Source organism: Phaeovulum vinaykumarii (genome assembly GCF_900156695.1).
Lineage (GTDB): Bacteria > Pseudomonadota > Alphaproteobacteria > Rhodobacterales > Rhodobacteraceae > Bieblia_A > Bieblia_A vinaykumarii.
In genome coordinates, this window is sequence record NZ_FTOM01000006.1 from 34,289 (window position 1) to 50,637 (window position 16,349).

General features: G+C 70.2%; 13 protein-coding genes and 5 pseudogenes. 10 read left to right on the forward strand and 8 right to left on the reverse strand.

The genetic code is table 11. The features are described 5' to 3' along the window. The first annotated feature begins 138 nt into the window (after nt 1-138). Entirely contained in the window at nt 139-651 is a 513-nt protein-coding gene (locus BW949_RS11900; protein ID WP_076366383.1) for a DUF4405 domain-containing protein, read from the forward strand. Nucleotides 652-935: 284 nt separating this feature from the next. On the opposite strand, the gene BW949_RS11905 is transcribed toward BW949_RS11900, so the two are convergent. After that, nucleotides 936-1,352 (reverse strand): hypothetical protein, encoded by a 417-nt coding sequence (locus BW949_RS11905; RefSeq protein ID WP_076366385.1) that lies wholly within the window; start codon nt 1,350-1,352, stop codon nt 936-938. Between the two features lie 141 nt (nt 1,353-1,493). Here BW949_RS11905 and BW949_RS11910 point away from each other — a divergent pair, with 141 nt between their 5' ends. Both BW949_RS11910 and BW949_RS11915 read left to right on the forward strand, forming a co-directional pair. Next, nucleotides 1,494-2,153 carry a response regulator transcription factor gene (locus tag BW949_RS11910; RefSeq protein ID WP_076366387.1) on the forward strand — a complete coding sequence of 220 codons (660 nt, stop codon included), beginning with the start codon at nt 1,494-1,496 and terminating at the stop codon, nt 2,151-2,153. After that, nucleotides 2,150-3,718: a sensor histidine kinase gene (locus tag BW949_RS11915; protein WP_097177048.1), complete on the forward strand. Its 1,569-nt coding sequence runs from the start codon at nt 2,150-2,152 to the stop codon at nt 3,716-3,718. The genes BW949_RS11910 and BW949_RS11915 overlap by 4 nt, the downstream gene beginning before the upstream one ends. Nucleotides 3,719-3,801: 83 nt before the next feature. On the opposite strand, the gene BW949_RS11920 is transcribed toward BW949_RS11915, so the two are convergent. Continuing rightward, a complete protein-coding gene (locus BW949_RS11920; protein WP_076366389.1) occupies nt 3,802-4,647 on the reverse strand; it encodes a fumarylacetoacetate hydrolase family protein in 846 nt (281 codons plus the stop codon). Nucleotides 4,648-4,920: 273 nt separating this feature from the next. On the opposite strand from BW949_RS11920, the pseudogene BW949_RS11925 reads away from it, so the two are divergent. Next, a pseudogene (locus BW949_RS11925) lies at nt 4,921-5,945 on the forward strand (TRAP transporter substrate-binding protein). Between the two features lie 202 nt (nt 5,946-6,147). Here BW949_RS11925 and BW949_RS17665 read toward each other — a convergent pair. Then, a pseudogene (locus BW949_RS17665) lies at nt 6,148-6,699 on the reverse strand (SDR family NAD(P)-dependent oxidoreductase); the annotation flags it as partial. Between BW949_RS17665 and BW949_RS11935 the strand changes: the two are divergent. The 3 genes and pseudogenes from BW949_RS11935 (at nt 6,692) to BW949_RS11945 (ending at nt 9,489) form a co-directional block, all read left to right on the forward strand. Further along, on the forward strand, nt 6,692-7,519 hold the full coding sequence (locus BW949_RS11935) for an L-idonate 5-dehydrogenase (RefSeq protein WP_235816294.1): 828 nt from the start codon (nt 6,692-6,694) through the stop codon (nt 7,517-7,519). The pseudogene BW949_RS17665 and the gene BW949_RS11935 sit on opposite strands and share 8 nt — an antisense overlap. A 51-nt stretch (nt 7,520-7,570) precedes the next feature. Next, nucleotides 7,571-8,545 (forward strand): annotated as a pseudogene (locus tag BW949_RS11940) (fumarylacetoacetate hydrolase family protein). Further along, complete coding sequence (locus BW949_RS11945; RefSeq protein ID WP_076366391.1) at nt 8,545-9,489, forward strand: sugar kinase; 945 nt, start codon at nt 8,545-8,547, stop codon at nt 9,487-9,489. Before BW949_RS11940 ends, BW949_RS11945 begins: the two are co-directional and overlap by 1 nt. An 18-nt stretch (nt 9,490-9,507) precedes the next feature. Here BW949_RS11945 and BW949_RS17745 read toward each other — a convergent pair whose 3' ends face one another. Then, nucleotides 9,508-9,756, reverse strand: coding sequence for an NAD(P)-dependent oxidoreductase (locus BW949_RS17745; RefSeq protein WP_076366393.1), 249 nt, complete (start codon nt 9,754-9,756; stop codon nt 9,508-9,510). A 157-nt stretch (nt 9,757-9,913) separates the two neighbouring features. Further along, nucleotides 9,914-9,994 (reverse strand): annotated as a pseudogene (locus tag BW949_RS17750) (hypothetical protein); the annotation flags it as partial. Nucleotides 9,995-10,018: 24 nt separating this feature from the next. On the opposite strand from BW949_RS17750, the gene BW949_RS11955 reads away from it, so the two are divergent. Next, nucleotides 10,019-10,822, forward strand: coding sequence for a FadR/GntR family transcriptional regulator (locus BW949_RS11955; protein ID WP_083947752.1), 804 nt, complete (start codon nt 10,019-10,021; stop codon nt 10,820-10,822). A gap of 68 nt (nt 10,823-10,890) precedes the next feature. Here the strand turns inward: BW949_RS11955 and BW949_RS11960 are convergent, their stop codons facing one another. Further along, nucleotides 10,891-11,811, reverse strand: a complete 921-nt coding sequence (locus BW949_RS11960; RefSeq protein ID WP_076366396.1) for an NAD(P)-dependent oxidoreductase — start codon at nt 11,809-11,811, stop codon at nt 10,891-10,893. A gap of 110 nt (nt 11,812-11,921) precedes the next feature. Continuing rightward, nucleotides 11,922-12,599 (reverse strand): GntR family transcriptional regulator, encoded by a 678-nt coding sequence (locus BW949_RS11965; RefSeq protein WP_076366398.1) that lies wholly within the window; start codon nt 12,597-12,599, stop codon nt 11,922-11,924. A gap of 398 nt (nt 12,600-12,997) precedes the next feature. Between BW949_RS11965 and BW949_RS11970 the strand changes: the two are divergent. Both BW949_RS11970 and BW949_RS11975 read left to right on the forward strand, forming a co-directional pair. Then, nucleotides 12,998-13,911: pseudogene (locus tag BW949_RS11970) on the forward strand (dihydrodipicolinate synthase family protein). Continuing rightward, entirely contained in the window at nt 13,899-15,266 is a 1,368-nt protein-coding gene (locus BW949_RS11975; protein ID WP_076366400.1) for an FAD-binding oxidoreductase, read from the forward strand. Before BW949_RS11970 ends, BW949_RS11975 begins: the two are co-directional and overlap by 13 nt. On the opposite strand, the gene BW949_RS11980 is transcribed toward BW949_RS11975, so the two are convergent. Then, nucleotides 15,235-16,308, reverse strand: a complete 1,074-nt coding sequence (locus tag BW949_RS11980; RefSeq protein ID WP_235816295.1) for a LacI family DNA-binding transcriptional regulator — start codon at nt 16,306-16,308, stop codon at nt 15,235-15,237. The genes BW949_RS11975 and BW949_RS11980 overlap by 32 nt on opposite strands. Between the last annotated feature and the right edge of the window lie 41 nt (nt 16,309-16,349).

Below are 16,349 nucleotides of genomic sequence, written 5' to 3' on the forward strand. Positions count from 1 at the left end.
TCATGACGTCCGGCGCTTCCGATTTCGCGCCGGACCAGCCATCGCTTCAGCCTCACGTCAGCGAAGGAGAGGCAAGGTCCGCCATCGCTCCGGCGCGCCGCTTCCGGCACGTCCCAGGGGCCCCAAAAGGAGACCAAGATGAAAGACACCCTCATGCGCTATGCAACCCCGTTCATCACCGGGTTGTTCCTCGTGTCCCTGGTGTCGGGGATCGCGCTTTTCTTCCACATCGGGCCCAGCGCCTTTCACGGGATGCACGAATGGCTCAGCATGGTGCTGATCCTGCCCTTCGTGCTGCATGTCTGGCGCAACTGGCGCGCGATGCTGAACTATACCCGCGGCAAGCCGCTTGCGATCGCGCTGGTGGCCAGCCTTGCCGCATCGGCCGTGTTCTTCCTGCCGATGGGCGGGGCCGGCGGTGGCCGTCCGCCGCATTTCGCGCTGGCGCAGATGATGATGGAGGGTTCGGCCGCCGACGTGGCGCCGGTTCTGGGCACCACGCCCGAGGCGCTGACCGCGGCGCTGGCCGATGCGGGCTTTGCGGTCACCGATGCCGATGCGAAGCTGTCGGAGATGGCCACGGCCTCGGGCAAGTCGGTGATGGATCTGGCAGGGCTTCTGGTGGCCCAGGGTCAGGCGGCGGCCCGCTAAGCGCCACCCAGACCCCCACCGCCCCGACGATGGCCCCGCCCCTAGGCGGGGCCTTTTCCGTTGGGCGGTGGGCCGGGGCGGGACGCGCTCGGCCCCCGGCCGTCTCGGCTGGCCGTCTCGGCCCACATCTCGGCCCCCCGCGCGATCCGGCCGCGGGACATGCGCGACCCGCCCGCCGCCTGCCCACTCCGCGACCTGCACGCATGAAAAAACCGGCCGGGGCACGCCACCGGCCGGAGGTGTGGAATCACTGGCGGCCCCCCCGCGAAAGGGGGCCGTCCGTCTCAGTTGACCTGAGCCTGGGGCTTCGCGCCAGGCGCGAAGAGACCGTTCGAGGGCGGCGCGACCGTCCCGACCGCCGCGGGCCCCGCCGATTTGCCGCCGCGATCGCAATCGTCGCGGTCGCCGAAGCCAAGCCAGCCGAACAGCGACCGGCCGTGCTCGCGCGAACCGCGGCGGTCGTCGTCGTCATCGTGATCGCGCCGGTGCTCGCGGCGGTGATGGTCCTCGCGGGCATAGCGCCGGCCCTCGTCGGACATGGCCGCATCGCCGCTGCCAGCCTGGACCGGGACGACGGCAGAGCCCGGCGCCGCCCCCTGCAAGGTCACCTTCATCGGCGCCGCGGTCTGCGCGGCGGCCAGACCGGGCACGAGAACGAACGCGATGGCAACCGCGCCGCAAACGGGTTTCAGCTTGGACATGATGTCCTCCTTCGTTCAGTGATGGCGCATCTTTCGCGCGCAAGGCTGATGCCATCCTGACAGGCGGCGCGGGGCGGCTTCAGCTTCACGTCAGGGTCGAATGGGACTAGATCTGGACAAGACAGACAGGAGAGCAGGGCCATGCGTGTCCTCTTGATCGAGGATGACACCGTTCTGGGCGCCGCCGTGCGCGACCAGATCCGCGCCGACGGCCATTCGGTGGATTGGGTGACCCGGCTCGACGCCGCGCGCGACAGTCTCGATGTGGGGGCCTTTGACCTCGTGCTGCTGGACCTGATGCTGCCCGACGGGCGCGGCATTCCCTTCCTGCGCAGCATGCGCGCGCGCGGTGAGGTGACGCCCGTCATCATCCTGACCGCGCTCGATCAGGTGTCCGACCGCATCGAGGGGCTGAACGCCGGCGCCGACGATTATCTGGTCAAGCCCTTCGATCTGGACGAGCTTTCGGCGCGGATCGGGTCGGTCGCGCGGCGCTATACCGGCAACCCCAACCCGATCATCAGCCTGGGCACGCTGGACATCGACCTGGCCGCGCGCAGCCTGACGGTCGCGGGGCGGAGCGTGTCGCTGACGGCGCGGGAATGGGCCCTGTTCGAAGCCTTCGTGCAGCGCCCCGGCCAGATCCTGTCGAAGGCGCAGCTGGAAGAACGGCTCTATTCCTTCGACGACAACATCGAAAGCAACACCATCGAAGTCCACGTCAGCCGCCTGCGCAAGAAGCTGGGCCGCGACATCATCCAGACCGAACGCGGGCTGGGCTATCGGCTGGGCCAGGGATGAGCGCGCCGACAGAAGAAGGCCCGGCCGGGCGCCGGCGGCGTCTGCGGGCGCCGCGCTCGCTTCAGGCGCGGGTGGCGCTGGCCGTGGGGGTGGCGGTGACGCTGCTGTGGCTGATCGGGGCCAGCCTGACCGCGCGGGTTCTGGTCCACGAGATGAGCGAGGTCTTCGACGCCGCCCTTGTCGATGCCGCCCAGCGCATGTTGCCGCTGGCGCTGCGCAGCACGCGCCATGACCGCGCCGCAGCCGCAGCCGCCGAAGGGGCCGCAACCGACGATCTGCCCGCCCCATCTGCGGCCCCCCCCGCGCGCGAGGGCTTTCGCCTTCGGCCCTTCGGGCGCGACCGTGACCGCGACCATGATCGCCGGCACGGGGATGACGACGACGACCACGCCCGTGATGACCACGCCCATGACGACCACGACGATGACGACCACGACAAGCGCGTCGCCCGGCTCCATCGGCGCGACGATGCCTTTGCCTTTGTCGTGCGCGATGCCGACGGGGCGGTGATCCTGCGCTCGGCCTACGGCGCCGACGATCTGCCGCCCTTCACCCGCGAGGGGTTCTCGGTCGTCCCCGGCTATCGCGTCTATGCCGACCGCTCGGGCCGCGAGGGCGCCACGATCGTGGTGGCCGAACCGCTGATCCGCCGCGCCCATGTCGCGGGCGAGATGATGCTGCGGCTGGTCTCGCCGCTTCTTGTCATCCTGCCGCTGTGCCTGGCGGCGATCTTCCTGGCCGTCCGCTCGAGCCTCGACCCGGTCCGCCGCCTGCGCCAGGAATTGTCGGACCGCGGTGCGCGCAACATGAGCCCCGTTGCCGCCGACGGCCTGCCCTCGGAGCTGCGCCCGGTCACCGAAAGCCTGAACAGCCTGCTGGCCCGCCTGCGCGCCGCCTTCGAGGCCGAACGCAGCTTTGCCGCCAATGCCGCGCACGAGCTGCGCACCCCCGTGGCCGGTGCCATTGCCCAGGCCCAGCGCTTGCGCAGCGAAACCGCCGACCCCGAGGCCGCCCGCCGCGCCGCCGAGATCGAAAGCACGCTCAAGCGTCTGAACGCGCTGTCCGAGAAACTGATGCAGATGGCCCGTGCCGAGGGCGCGCAATTGCGCAGCGAACGGCCGCAGGACATGGGCATGATCCTGCGCCTGATCGCCGAGGATTTCGAACGTCTGGGCGCGCGGCTGGATCTGGTGCTGCCCGAAACGGCGGTCCGCTCCGACCTCGACCCCGATGCCTTCGGCATCCTGTGCCGCAACCTGATCGAGAACGCGCTCCGCCACGGCAGCGACAGCGACCCGGTGCGGGTGGAGCTGACCGCCTCGGGGATGCTGATGGTCACCAACGACGGCCCGCCGGTGCCGCCGGCCGAGATGGCGCGCCTGACCCGCCGCTTTGCCCGCGCCGGGATGGGGCCGGGCACCGGGCTGGGGCTGGCGATCGTCAAGACCATCGCCGAACGCACCGGCGGCGCGCTGGCCTTTGCCTCGCCGGTGCCGGGGCGCGCGACGGGCTTCCAGGTGCGCTTCACCCTGCCCGATGTCGAGATGGGCCCCGCAGCGGGCTAGGACGGGGAACGCAAAACGCCCGCCCCCGGTCCGGGGACGGGCGCAGATCTTGCACGTCTTTCACGCGCGGGGGGGGGCAGACGTCAGGCCGCGGCTTCGGCGACCTGGCGGCTTTCGCCCAGCCCCTCGACCCGCACCTCCATCACGTCGCCGGGGCGCAGGAAGCGCTGCGGCTTCATCCCCATGCCCACACCCGACGGCGTGCCGGTGGCGATGATGTCGCCCGGCACCAGCTTGAAGAACCGGCTCATGTAGCTGATGATCTCGCGCACCGAAAAGATCATGTCGTCGGTCGCGCTGTCCTGCACGCGCGTTCCGTTCAGGTCCAGCGACAACGCCAGCGCCTGCGGGTCGGGCACCTCGTCGGCGGTGACCAGCCAGGGGCCGGTCGGGCCAAAGCTGGGGGCGGATTTGCCCTTGATCCATTGCCCGCCGCGCTCGATCTGGAAGGCGCGCTCGGAGACATCATTGATCACGCAATAGCCCGCCACATGGTCCAGCGCCTCGGCTTCGCTGACGCCGTGGGCCTCGCGGCCGATGACGACGCCCAACTCCACCTCCCAATCGGTCTTTTCCGAGCCGGCCGGGATGATGACCGGATCGAAGGGCCCCGACAGCGCCGAGGTCGCCTTCGAGAAGATGATCGGTTCCCTGGGCGGCTCGGCGCCGGTCTCGGCGGCATGGCGGGCATAGTTCAGCCCGATGCAGAAGAAGTTGGGCACCCAGGCCAGGCACGACCCGATCCGCTCGGGCGTCTCGATCACCGGCAGCGCCGCAAGGTCCATGCCCCGGATCGCCGCAAGCGCCTCGAGCGACACGCCGTGGCCGGCAAGATCGGGCACCCGGCCCGACAGATCGCGGATCCGCCCCTCGGGGTCCAGAACCGCGGGGCGTTCGGCCCCGACCGCGCCCACGCGCAACAATTTCATGGTGTCTTTCTCCTTCCCTTGGCCACGCAGGGCGGCCACCTTCACGCCGATCTGGTGCCGGGAAACCGCAGGCGGGTCCAGTCGAAAGATATCCCCCCTGCGCGCCGGCCGGTCGTCGCACATGATAGCGCAAACGAAGCGCCTCGGCATCCGCATTCTGGTATACCAGAAATGGTTGATTGTCGAGGCTTGCATCGGCTAGCCTCGACCCGATGGTATACCATCGAGTGCCATCACCGGGGTCTCTGGAGGAGCGGTCCGGGCAATTTCGGGATGAGAAACACGAACATCAACAAGATCTTGCATTCGTCGGCCCTGGCCGCCGCAATCGCATCGCCCGCCGCAGCCGACACCGTGACGCTGCGAATCCAGACCCATTACGCCCCCGAAACGGTCTCGGGCAGGCTGGCCGCGCAATTCGTCGATGACGTGGAAACCATGTCCGGCGGCGCGATCGACATCGAGATGTTCTATTCGTCGTCGGTCGTGGCGACGGTGGAACCCTTCGATGCAGCGGCCAATGGCATTCTGGACTGCGGCATGACCGGGGGCGCCTACCAGACCGGCAAGAACCCCGCCTTCCAGTTCGTGGGCGACATCATGGGCGGCCATGACACGTCCTATCAGCAGCTGAGCTGGCTCTATTACGGCGGCGGGCTCGAAGCGGCGCAGGCGCTTTACAACGAACACGGGATGCAGCTGATCGGCTGGTGGATCTACGGCCAGGAATCGCTGTCCTCGTCGAAGCCGCTCAACGGCCCGCAGGATCTTCAGGACTGGAAGTTCCGCTCGCCCCCGGTCTCGAGACCGAGATCTTCGCGTCGCTCGGGGCCTCGCCCATCGTGATGGACTTCACCGAGATCTTCACCGCGCTGGAAACCGGCATCATCGACGGCACCGATGCCTCGGGGCTGGCCAACAACGTGGGTCTGGGCATCTATGACATCGTCAAACACGCCACCTTCCCCGGCTTTCATTCGATGCCCTCGGACCACCTGGCCTGCAACAAGGCGGTCTGGGACGGGCTGAGCGACCAGCAGCACCGCATCATCAGCACGGCAATGCAGAAGCCGTCGCTGCAAACCGCGCTGACCTTCGAGAAGGCCAATGCCGAGGCCGCGGCCAAGCTGCGCGCGGCGGGCGTGAACCTCTATGATTGGTCGACCGAGGACCGCGCCGCCTTCCGGGCGGCCGTGCAGGGCGCCTGGGAGAACTGGGCCGAGAAGACGCCCGAGGCCCGCGCCCTGGTCGACAGTCACAAGGCCTATCTGGCCCAGGTGGGTCTGCTGGCCGACTGAGCCGGTCCGCAGCGAGAACGGGAGACGGGCCGTCCGACCGGCCCGCTTCCGGCTCCGGGTTTCGGGGCCATGAACAGGATCTTTCAAGGGGGGAAGGGGCATGCAGGCAGAAAGCGTCTGGCTGGGCCCGTTGCGCGGACCGGTGCGTCTGGGCATGGCCGACGTGAAAGGCCGAATGCACGTTGGTCCGCATCAGCAGGTCGAACGCCTCGGCGGGAAAGTCCTCGAGCGGGGCGCGGTGCTGCATCCCGGCATTGTTGACCAGGATGTCGAGCGGCGTCTCGGCGTCAAAAGCGTCGATGGCGGTGCGCACGGCCGCCCCGTCGGTCTCGTCGAAGGGCAGCGTGTGCACCCGGTGGCCTTCGGCGCGCAGCCCCTCGGCCGCAGCCCCCAGCCGGTCGGCGTTGCGCGCATTCAGCACCACCTGCGCGCCGGCCTCGGCCAGCCCGCGCGCAAGCGCCAGCCCGATGCCCATCGGCGCGCCGGTGACAAGCGCGGTGCGCCCGGTCAGATCGAACAGGTCCATGTTTCCCCCCCTGGCCCTTTCGCCCCGGCGCCTTTCGTCCTGCGGGCTGGATCGGGCCCGCCGAAATGGTATGCCATTCTTGTGGTGTTGCACCCCGTCCCGCCGGACGGGGGGCGCGCCCGAGGGGGGAGAAGAAGACCCATGAAAGCACTGGTGGCGCATGGTCCGCGGGATCTGCGGCTCGAGACCGTCGCGCCCGGACGCCCCGGTCCGGGGCGAGATGCGCATCGCGCTGGCGCGCGGCGGGATCTGCGGATCGGACCTGCATGACTACAACCACGGCGGCTTTGGCGCGGTGCGCCTGCGCGAGCCGATGATCCTGGGCCACGAGGTCTCGGGCCATATCCGCGAGATCGGCCCCGGCGTCAGGGGCTTTGCCCCCGGCGATCTGGTCGCGGTCTCGCCCTCGCGGCCCTGCGGCGCCTGTCCCGAATGCCTGCGCGGGCTGCCAAACCATTGCCTGAACATGCGCTTTTATGGCTCGGCCATGCCCTTCCCGCATATCCAGGGCGCCTTTTGCGAGGAAATCGTGGCCAGCGCCGGCCAATGCGTGCGCGCCGAGGGGCTTGGCCCCGAACAGGCGGCGATGGCCGGGCCGATGCTGGGCGCCGAGGTTCTGGTGACCGGCTGTGGCCCGATCGGGTTGCTGACGATCATGGCCGCGCGCCGCGCCGACCCCGAGGCGCTGGCCCCCCATGCCGCGGGCAAGGGGCGGCTGGACGTGCTCTTCGAATGCTCGGGCGCCGAAGCCGCGCTCTGCGCCGGGATAGCCACGCTGCGCCCGCGCGGGGTGGTGGTGCAGCTGGGCCTGTCGGGCGACATGCGCCTGCCGATGATGCAGATCACCGTGCGCGAGATCGAGCTTCGCGGCGCCTTCCGCTTCCACGAGGAATTCGCCGTGGCCATTGACCTGATGCGCGCCGGCCTGATCGCGGCTGACAATCTGGTCACCCATGCCTTCCCGCTTCAGGATTTCGCCGAAGCCTTTGCCACCACCAATGACCGCACCCGCGCGATGAAGGTGCAACTGACCTTCGGCGCCGCCTGAACCGCACCCCATCCCGACATCCCATCCCGAACCCCACGACCCGGAGGCCCCATGCTGCCTGACACGAACCCCGAACCCCGCGGCCTTTTCGTCGGCCGCGTCTGGCGCCCCGATCTGGTCGGGGGGCTCGAACTTCTGGCGCCCTGCGATCTTCAGGCGATCAAGGCCTGTGGCGTGACCTTCGCCCAATCCGTGCTCGAGCGCGTGATCGAGGAGAAGGCCGCGGGCGACGCCACCGCTGCCGAGACCATCCGCGCCCGCGTGCGCGCCGTCATCGGCGACAGCCAGTCGGGCCTGCGCCCCGGCTCGGAACAGGCGATGCAGGTCAAGGCGCTGTTGCAGGCCGAGGGCATGTGATCGCAATATCTCGAGGTGGGCATCGGCCCCGACGCCGAGGTCTTCACCAAGGCCCAGCCGATGTCCGCGGTGGATGCGGGGGCGGCGGTCGGCCTGCATCCGGTGTCGAAATGGAACAACCCCGAACCCGAGATCGTGCTGGCCGTGGACAGCCGCGGCCGCATCCTGGGCGCCTGCCTCGGCAATGACGTGAACCTGCGCGATGTCGAGGGGCGCTCGGCGCTTCTGCTGGGCAAGGCCAAGGACAACAACGCCTCCTGCGCGCTGGGGCCGTTCCTGCGGCTCTTCGATGACAGCTACACGCTGGACGACGTGCGCCGCGCCGAACTGGCGCTGCGGGTCGAGGGCACGGACGGCTTCGTGATGGAGGGGGCCTCGTCGATGGCGCAGATCAGCCGCGACCCCGCCGATCTGGTGGGCCAGACCATCGGCCGCCACCATCAATACCCCGACGGCTTCATGCTGTTTCTCGGCACGCTCTTTGCCCCCACGCAGGACCGCGACGCGCCGGGGCTGGGCTTCACCCATCATCCGGGCGACCGGGTCAGCATCTCGGAGGCACGGCTGGGGCGGCTGGAAACCACCGTGCGGCTGTCGACCGAGGCGCCGGAATGGACCTTCGGCACCGGCGCCTTGATGCGCAACCTGGCCGGGCGCGGGCTTTTGTGATGGCGCGCGCGCTGGCACTGGGGGAATGCATGGTCGAGCTGGCCCAGACCGGGCCGGGCCTTTACCGGCGCGGCTTTGCCGGCGACACGTTCAACACCGCCTGGTATCTGCGCCGCAGTCTGGGGCCGGACTGGCAGGTCGATTACGGCAGTTGCGCGGGGACCGATGCGGTCTCGGACGAGATGCTCGGCTTCCTCGCCGCCGAGGGCATCGGCACCGGCACGATCCGGCGCCTGCCCGACCGGACGGTGGGGCTCTACATGATCTCGCTCAGCGCGGGCGAGCGCAGCTTTTCCTATTGGCGGGGGCAATCGGCGGCGCGCGCGCTGGCCGATGACCCGGCTTGGCTCGCGCAGATCCTGACCGGCGCGGAGAGGGTGCATTTCTCGGCGATCACGCTGGCGATCCTGCCGCCTGCCGGGCGCGCGGCGCTGGCCGAGGCGCTGGCGACGGCGCGCCGGCAGGGCGCGCAGGTCAGCTTTGACACCAACCTGCGCCCGCGTCTGTGGGAAGGGGGGGACGCCATGCGCGCGGGTCTGCGGCTGGGGGCAAGCGTCGCGGATGTGGTGCCGCCCTCCTTCGACGAGGATGGCCCCCTCTTCGACGACCCCACCCCCGAGGCGACGCTGGCGCGCTATCGCAACCTTGGCGCGGGATCTGTGGTGCTCAAGCAGGGCGCGGGGCCGATGCTGTGGTGGGACGCGGCCGAGGGCGAGGGCCGGGTGACGCCCCGCCCGGTCGCGCAGGTGGTCGACACCACCGCCGCCGGCGACAGCCTTGCCGCCGGCTTGCTGGCAGCAAGGATGCACGGCCAGCCGATGCCGCAGGCGGTAGCGGCGGGGGCGGATCTGGCCGCGCGGGTGATCCAGGCGCCCGGCGCGCTGGTCCCCGATGCGCTGGCCCCCGATGCGCTTGCTTCCGGGGCGCGGGCGTCCGAGCCCTGATCGCTCAGTTGACCGGGGTCAGCAGATCCCGCCCGGCCTGAAAGGCCGCGAGACATAGCCCCGCGTCGCCGGGCCCCCGACCAGCGCCACGACCAGGAAATCCACCGCCTTGGCCAGCGACACGGGGTCGGCGTGATAGATCCAGCCGGGCGTGTCCTTGCGGGCGCGCGAATGATAATGGATCTCCATCTTGAAGGCGGCCAGCCGGTCGGCGATCTCGCGGCCGATGCGGCCAAGGCCCAGGATCCCCGCGCGCGCGCCGGACACCTTGCGCTGGAGCGGGTATTCCCCCCCGCACCGCCCAATCGCCCGAGCGCACATGCGCCTCGGCGCCGCGCATGTCGCGCGCCTGCGCCAGCAGCATTGCCACCGCCAGATCGGCCACGTCGTCGTTCAGGACATCGGGCGTGTCCGTCACCTTGACCCCGCGCGCCCCGGCCGCGGCCACGTCGATGGCATCATAACCCACGCCATAATTGGCGATCAGCCGCAGCCCCGGCAGCATCGCCAGTTCCTCGGCACCAAAGGGATGGTGGCCCTTGTAGGCGAGCGCGGGCCACGGCCCCGCCCCAAGGGAGAGAGCATCTTGCTGCGCGCGATCGTCCAGAAACCCCGCTACCGCCTCGTGGCCGACCAGATCGCCGCGCGCATCCGCGACGGCATCCTGCCGCCCGGCAGCAAGATGCCCACCGACCGCGAACTGGTCGACAAGCTGGGCGTCAGCCGCGCCACCGTGCGCGAGGCGATGATCGCGCTCGAGATGATGGGCTATGTCGAGACGCGCTTCGGCGCGGGCGCCTATGTCGCCCAGACGCTGCCGCCGCCTTCGGACACGGACGGCCCGCCGGGCTATTTCGAACTGGTCGAGGCGCGCTTCCACATCGAGGCGCGCATCGCCGCGCTGGCGGCGCAGACCTGCACGCCCGAAGACATGACCCATCTGCGCGCCTGCGTGGCGCAGATGATCGCCCCCGACAGCAGCTTCGAGGAAATCGAGGCCGCCGACCGCGAATTCCACCTGACGCTGGCGCGGGCCACCGGCAATTCGGTCTTCGTCTCGCTGATCGAGGATTTCTGGAACGCCCGGCGGTCCTATCCGCGCTGGACGCGCATGCATAACCAGCAGACCCGCGAGAATGTGGCGCGCCATTTCGAGGCCGAGCATATGGCCACCCTCCGCGCCGTCGAGGCCCGCGACAGCGCCGAGGCCGAACGCGCCATGCAGGTGCATTGCCGCAACTCGGGCCTGCCGATGCTGGACAAATGGCACCTTCAGGAGGGCGCGGGCGCCGACCCGCGCGTTCTGGACCGTCTGGAACGCTGGAAGGCCTGACGCCCGGCGCAGGCCCCCGCGGGCCGCGCCGGGTCGATGCCCCCCGTCGATGCCCCCTGCGCCCGCCCTCAGCCCTTCTTCGCGCGGTTCTCGGCGGCGGTCTTCGGGCGTCCGGCCAGCGCGCGATAGCTGCGGATCACCTGACTGTCGTCCAGCTTGCCCTCACCCCGGCCCGACCCGGCCAGGAACATCTGATGCGCCGCCGCCGACAGCGGCAGGCCCAGCCGCTCGGCCCGCGCCACATCCAGCACGATCCCCAGATCCTTGGCGAAGATGTCCACGGCCGAGGTCACCACATCGGTGTCCTCGATCATGCGCGGCCCGCGGTCGCGCAGCATCCACGACCCGGCGGCGGAATTCGACACGATATCCAGCATCACCGGCAGATCGAGACCCATCGCCTCGGCCATCGACAGGGCCTCGCCGGCGGCGGCCAGATGCACGCCGCACAGCAGCTGGTTCACCGCCTTGGCGGCGGCCCCCTGACCCGGCGCCCCGCCGACATGGAAGATACGCTGGCCCATCAGCTCGAGCAGCGGGCGCACCGCGGCCAATGCGTCAGCCTCGGCGCCGACCATGATCGTCAGGCTGGCGGCCTGGGCGCCGACGACGCCGCCCGACACCGGCGCATCCACCAGCACCCGGCCCGTGGCCGCGACCCGCGCCGCCAGATCGCGCACCGCATCGGGCAGGCAGGTCGCCATCAGCACCACATGCGCGCCGGGCGCCAGCGCCGCCAGCGCGCCGCCGTCGACCAGGACCGCCTCGGCCTGGGCGGCATTGACCACCATCAGGATCAGGACATCGGCCCCTTGCGCCGCCTCGGCCGCCGAGGCCGCGACCCCGCCCCCCTCAGCGGCCAGCCGATCCATCGCCGCCGGCGACAGGTCGAAGCCGCGCAGGCGCACGCCGCCCCGGACCAGGTTCCCGGCCATGGCGCTGCCCATCGCGCCCAGCCCCACGAAGGCCACAAGCGGCTTGTCCTGCATGTCGGTGTTCCCCCCCCTGTCGCGCCCATGCGGCGCATTCTGGTATACCATTCGATTTATGGTATACCAAAGCCCCGCAGGCAAGGGCGAGAGACTTCGGGGCAAGCAGATCAGGCGCGCGCCGCGGCCTGGGTCCGTTCCTCTTCGCCGGTCTCGAAGAAATGGCGGATATTGTCCTCGAGCCGCTCGAGGTGATGGGCCGCCTCGCCCAGCATCAGGTCGCGGTTGCGCGTGGCCAGACCGCGGGCGATATCGCCGTGCTGGCGCAGCACCCGCGCCCGGTCCGAACGCATCCGCGCCGACAGGAAGCGCGACCGCCACAGCCGCGCCAGATAGGCCGAATGGGTCTCGGCCAGTGCCGGGTTGTCGGCGGCGCTGACGATGGCACGGTGAAAGGCCATGTCGGTTTCGAAGAAATCCAGCGGATCGGCGGTATCCGAGATCTCGACCATCCGTTCGTGCAGGCCGGTCACCTGCGCCACCTGTTCGGGCGTCGCCGTCTCCAGCGCGCGTTCGCAGGCCAGCATCTCGAGCACGCGCAGCACGGCCAGATCGTCGGTCACTTCCTTCAGGCTGGGATGGGCCACCAGCGGGCTGCGCGCCGGGCGCAGCGTCACCAGCCCCTCCTGCGCCAGGATGCGGATCGCCTCGCGCATGGGGGTGCGCGACACGCCCATCTCGGCGGCCTGGTCGCGCTCCTTGATCGAGGCGCCGGGCGGCAGCGCCCCGGTCAGGATGGCGCGGCGCAGCCGGTCGGCGATCTGCTGCGGAAGGGTGAGGCTCGACATGATCTCTTCCTGATGGGTCCGGCGCAGGCGGAGGCCCGGACGGCTATGCGGCGAAGCCGACGCAACCGCAAGGTGACGCGCTGTCCACTCACGACAACGCGATCCGCGAACGGTATACCAAAATGGGCGAGCCCGTCGATGCGGCGTGTTGGACATATCGCACCGCCGCCGCGCAACGTCACGGGCCGATCGCGCCACCGCAGGGGGACGAAGTGAAGCGGCCCGCCATTTTCCGCAGCCCAAGGCTTGCAGCCCGCGCCCGGCGCTGCCAAGGCGTGGGGCGAAGATACGGGGGGCGAAGGCGCGACACAGGGTCGGAATGATTGACCGCGCCGGAGCTTCGGGGTTAGGTGAAGGAAGTGGTATACCATTTATCGGGTTCCGAGGAGGGCGCCCCCATGACCACCCTCTGGCCCGGCATCTGGCCGGTTGCCCCCACGCCGTTTCACGACGACGGCACGCTGGACCTGCCCGGCATGCGGCGCGTGCTGGGTTGCGTGATCGATCAGGGCGTGGACGGGATCTGCATCCTGGCCAATTTCTCCGAACAATTCCTGATCTCGGACGCCGAACGCGCCACGCTCACGCGGCTGTGCCTTGAACATGTCGCAGGCCGGGTGCCGGTGATCGTGACCATCAGCCATTTCGCCCCCCCCATCGTCGTGCCCCGCGCCCGCGAGGCCCGCGATCTGGGCGCGGCCATCGTGATGATGATGCCGCCCTATCACGGCGCGCTGCTCAAGGGGTCGGCCGAGCAGACCTTTGCGCAATTCCGTGCCGTCGGCGAGGTCGGCATCCCGATCATGGTGCAGGATGCGCCGCTGTCGGGGGTGGATCTGCCGGTGCCGCTTCTGGTGCGCATGGCCCGCGAGATCGAGATGCTCAAGCTCTTCAAGATCGAATGCGCGGGCGCTGCGGCCAAGCTGCGCGCGCAGATCGCCGAGGGCGGCGCCGCGATCGAGGGCCCCTTCGACGGCGAGGAAGCCATCACCCTTCTGGCCGATCTCGACGCCGGGGCGACGGCACGATGACCTCGGCCATGATCCCCGACCAGATCCGCCCGGTGCTGGGCCATTGGGCCGCGGGCGACCGTGCCGCCGCCACCGCCGCCTATGCCCGTATCCTGCCCGCCGTGAACCACGAGAACCGCCAATGCGGCTTTCGCGCCGCCAAGGCGGCGATGGTCGAAGGCGGGGTGATCGCCTCGGACTTCTGCCGCCACCCGATCGCGCCCCTGCCCGAAGCCACGCGCGGGATGCTGATCGACCTTCTGAAACCTCTGGATCCTGTGGTGTTGAAATGGGGCCGTTGATCGACGACTTGCGCGCCTTTCTGGGCGCGCGCCTTCTGACCTCCGAGGCCGCGCGTGCCCAGCATGCCGAGAACGAGGCCTGGTATCCGCCCGCGCTGCCCGATGCGGTGGCCCGCCCCGCCACGACCGAGGAGGTGGCGCAGATCCTGCGGGCCTGCCGCGCGCACAAGGTGCCGGTGGTCGCGCAAGGGGCGCGCACCTCGCTCGAGGGGCACCATCTGGCCACGCGCGGGGGCATCGCGATTGACATGACGGGGATGGACCGCGTGCTGGCGATCCATGCCGAGGATCTGGACGTCGTGGTCCAGCCCGGCGTCACCCGCGAGGCGCTGAACCGCGACCTGCGCGCGACGGGGCTGTTCTTTCCCATCGACCCCGGCGCCAATGCCACGCTGGGCGGCATGGCGGCCACGCGCGCCTCGGGGACGGCGGCGGTGCGCTATGGCACCATGCGCGAGGCGGTCCTCGCCCTCGAGGTGGTGCAGGCCGACGGCCAGATCATCCGCACCGGCACGCGGGCGCGGAAATCCTCGACCGGCTATGACCTGACGCATCTCTTCGTGGGCTCCGAGGGAACGCTGGGGATCATCACCGAACTGACGCTGCGCCTGCATGGCCAGCCCGAGGCCCAATCCGCCGCCATCTGCCGCTTTGACACGGTCGAGAACGCGGTGGACACGGTGACGACCACCATCCAGATGGGCCTGCCGATGGCCCGCATCGAACTGGTCGACGACGCGATGGTGCGCGGCTTCAACCTGTCGTCGGACGCGGGGCTGGTCGAGAGCCCGCATCTGTTCATCGAGTTTCACGGCACCGAGGCCGGCGTGGCCGAGACCGCCGCCACCTTCGGCGAGATCGCCGCCGAACATGGCGGGCACGATTTCACCTGGTCCACCCTGCCCGAGGAACGCGCCCGGCTGTGGTCGATGCGCCACGGCGCCCATTACGCCATGCGGGCGCTGCGGCCCGGCGCGCGGTCGATCTCGACCGATGTCTGCGTGCCGATCTCGGCCCTGGCCGAGGCGGTGTCCACGGCGCGGCATGAAGGCGACAAGCTGGGGCTGGTGCAGGTGATCGTGGGCCATGTCGGCGACGGCAATTTCCACTGCGGCATCCTGGTCGACCCCGAGGATCGCGCCGAGATCGACCGCGCCCATGCCTTTGCCAAGACTTTGTCGGATCTGGCGCTGCGGCTGGGCGGCACGATCTCGGGCGAGCATGGCATCGGGCTTGGCAAGCGCTCCAAGATGCGCGCCGAACACGGCCCCGCGATCGAGACCATGCGCGCCATCAAGCGTGCGCTCGACCCCGAGGATATCCTCAACCCCGGCAAGCTGCTGCCCGACGACTGAACGGGGGGCTCAGCTTCCCGTCCCCGCGGCCCCCTTCACCGTGCCGCCGGCGATCAGGCGAAAGCCCACATCGACAATGCGCGGGGCCTCGCGCCCTGCGCGGCGGGCCAGGATCAGCTCGGCCGCGCGGGCGCCCATCTCGTGGCGGTGGGTCTCGATCGTGCTCAGCGGCACCGGCAGCGCCTGGCCCCATTCGAGCCCGTTGAACCCCCTCCAAGCCCACCTGCCCCGGCACCGCGATCCCGCGCGCCAGGCATTCGAAATAGCCGCCGATGGCCATGTCGTCGTTGGGATACCAGATCACCTCGGGGGCGGCGCCCAGCACCTCGGCGGTGGCGTGGCGCCCCGCCGCGACCGAGGACGGGCCGGGACTGCGCGTCTCGGCCACGATCTCGATCCCGGCTTCCTGCATCGCCGCGCGGAACCCCGCGACACGGCGCGCCGCCCGGCCATCGGCCTGCACGCCATGCTCCACCACAGCCACCCGGCGCACCCCGCGCCCGGCCAGGAAATAGCCCATCGCCTTGCCCGCGCCGGGCTGCGACAGACCCACCGCCATGTCCACGGGATCTTCGGGCAGGTCCATGATCTCGACCACCGGCACGCCCGCCTTGCGCAGCATCTGCCGCGTGGGTTCCCCCATCTCGGTCGGCGCCACGATCAGCCCGGCCGGCTGCCAGCCCAGAAGCGAGGCGATCAGCGCCGCCTCGCGCGCGGGGTCGTAATGCGACACGCCCAGGATCGGATGATAACCCGCCCCCTCGAGCCGGTCCTCGATGCCGCGCAGCACCTCCGAGAAGACCGCGTTCGACAGCGACGGCAGCACCACCGCCACCTGCCGGGTGCGCGCATCCTGCCCCGCCAGCGCCCCGGCCAGCGAGTTGCGCAGATAGCCCAGCCGGTCAGCCGCCGCGCGCACGCGCTCCACCGTGCCCGGCGCCACGCCCGGCACCCCGCGCATGACGCGGCTTGCGGTGATCTCGCTGACGCCGGCAGCCCGCGCGACCTCGGCCAGCCGTGGACGGCGCCCCTCTTCGGTCATCCTGCCCCCTGCTCGGCTTCATATGGTTGCGCAACCATATG

What these genes read in the sequence shown, in the direction of transcription:
- BW949_RS11900 (WP_076366383.1), top strand. Translation starts at nt 139, where the DNA reads ATGAAAGACACCCTCATGCGCTATGCAACCCCGTTCATCACCGGGTTG.
- BW949_RS11960 (WP_076366396.1), bottom strand. Translation starts at nt 11,811, where the DNA reads ATGCAGGACAAGCCGCTTGTGGCCTTCGTGGGGCTGGGCGCGATGGGC.
- BW949_RS11955 (WP_083947752.1), top strand. Translation starts at nt 10,019, where the DNA reads ATGGTGGCCCTTGTAGGCGAGCGCGGGCCACGGCCCCGCCCCAAGGGA.
- BW949_RS11980 (WP_235816295.1), bottom strand. Translation starts at nt 16,308, where the DNA reads ATGACCGAAGAGGGGCGCCGTCCACGGCTGGCCGAGGTCGCGCGGGCT.
- BW949_RS11975 (WP_076366400.1), top strand. Translation starts at nt 13,899, where the DNA reads ATGGGGCCGTTGATCGACGACTTGCGCGCCTTTCTGGGCGCGCGCCTT.
- BW949_RS11920 (WP_076366389.1), bottom strand. Translation starts at nt 4,647, where the DNA reads ATGAAATTGTTGCGCGTGGGCGCGGTCGGGGCCGAACGCCCCGCGGTT.
- BW949_RS11915 (WP_097177048.1), top strand. Translation starts at nt 2,150, where the DNA reads ATGAGCGCGCCGACAGAAGAAGGCCCGGCCGGGCGCCGGCGGCGTCTG.
- BW949_RS11910 (WP_076366387.1), top strand. Translation starts at nt 1,494, where the DNA reads ATGCGTGTCCTCTTGATCGAGGATGACACCGTTCTGGGCGCCGCCGTG.
- BW949_RS11905 (WP_076366385.1), bottom strand. Translation starts at nt 1,352, where the DNA reads ATGTCCAAGCTGAAACCCGTTTGCGGCGCGGTTGCCATCGCGTTCGTT.
- BW949_RS11965 (WP_076366398.1), bottom strand. Translation starts at nt 12,599, where the DNA reads ATGTCGAGCCTCACCCTTCCGCAGCAGATCGCCGACCGGCTGCGCCGC.
- BW949_RS11935 (WP_235816294.1), top strand. Translation starts at nt 6,692, where the DNA reads ATGCGCATCGCGCTGGCGCGCGGCGGGATCTGCGGATCGGACCTGCAT.
- BW949_RS11945 (WP_076366391.1), top strand. Translation starts at nt 8,545, where the DNA reads ATGGCGCGCGCGCTGGCACTGGGGGAATGCATGGTCGAGCTGGCCCAG.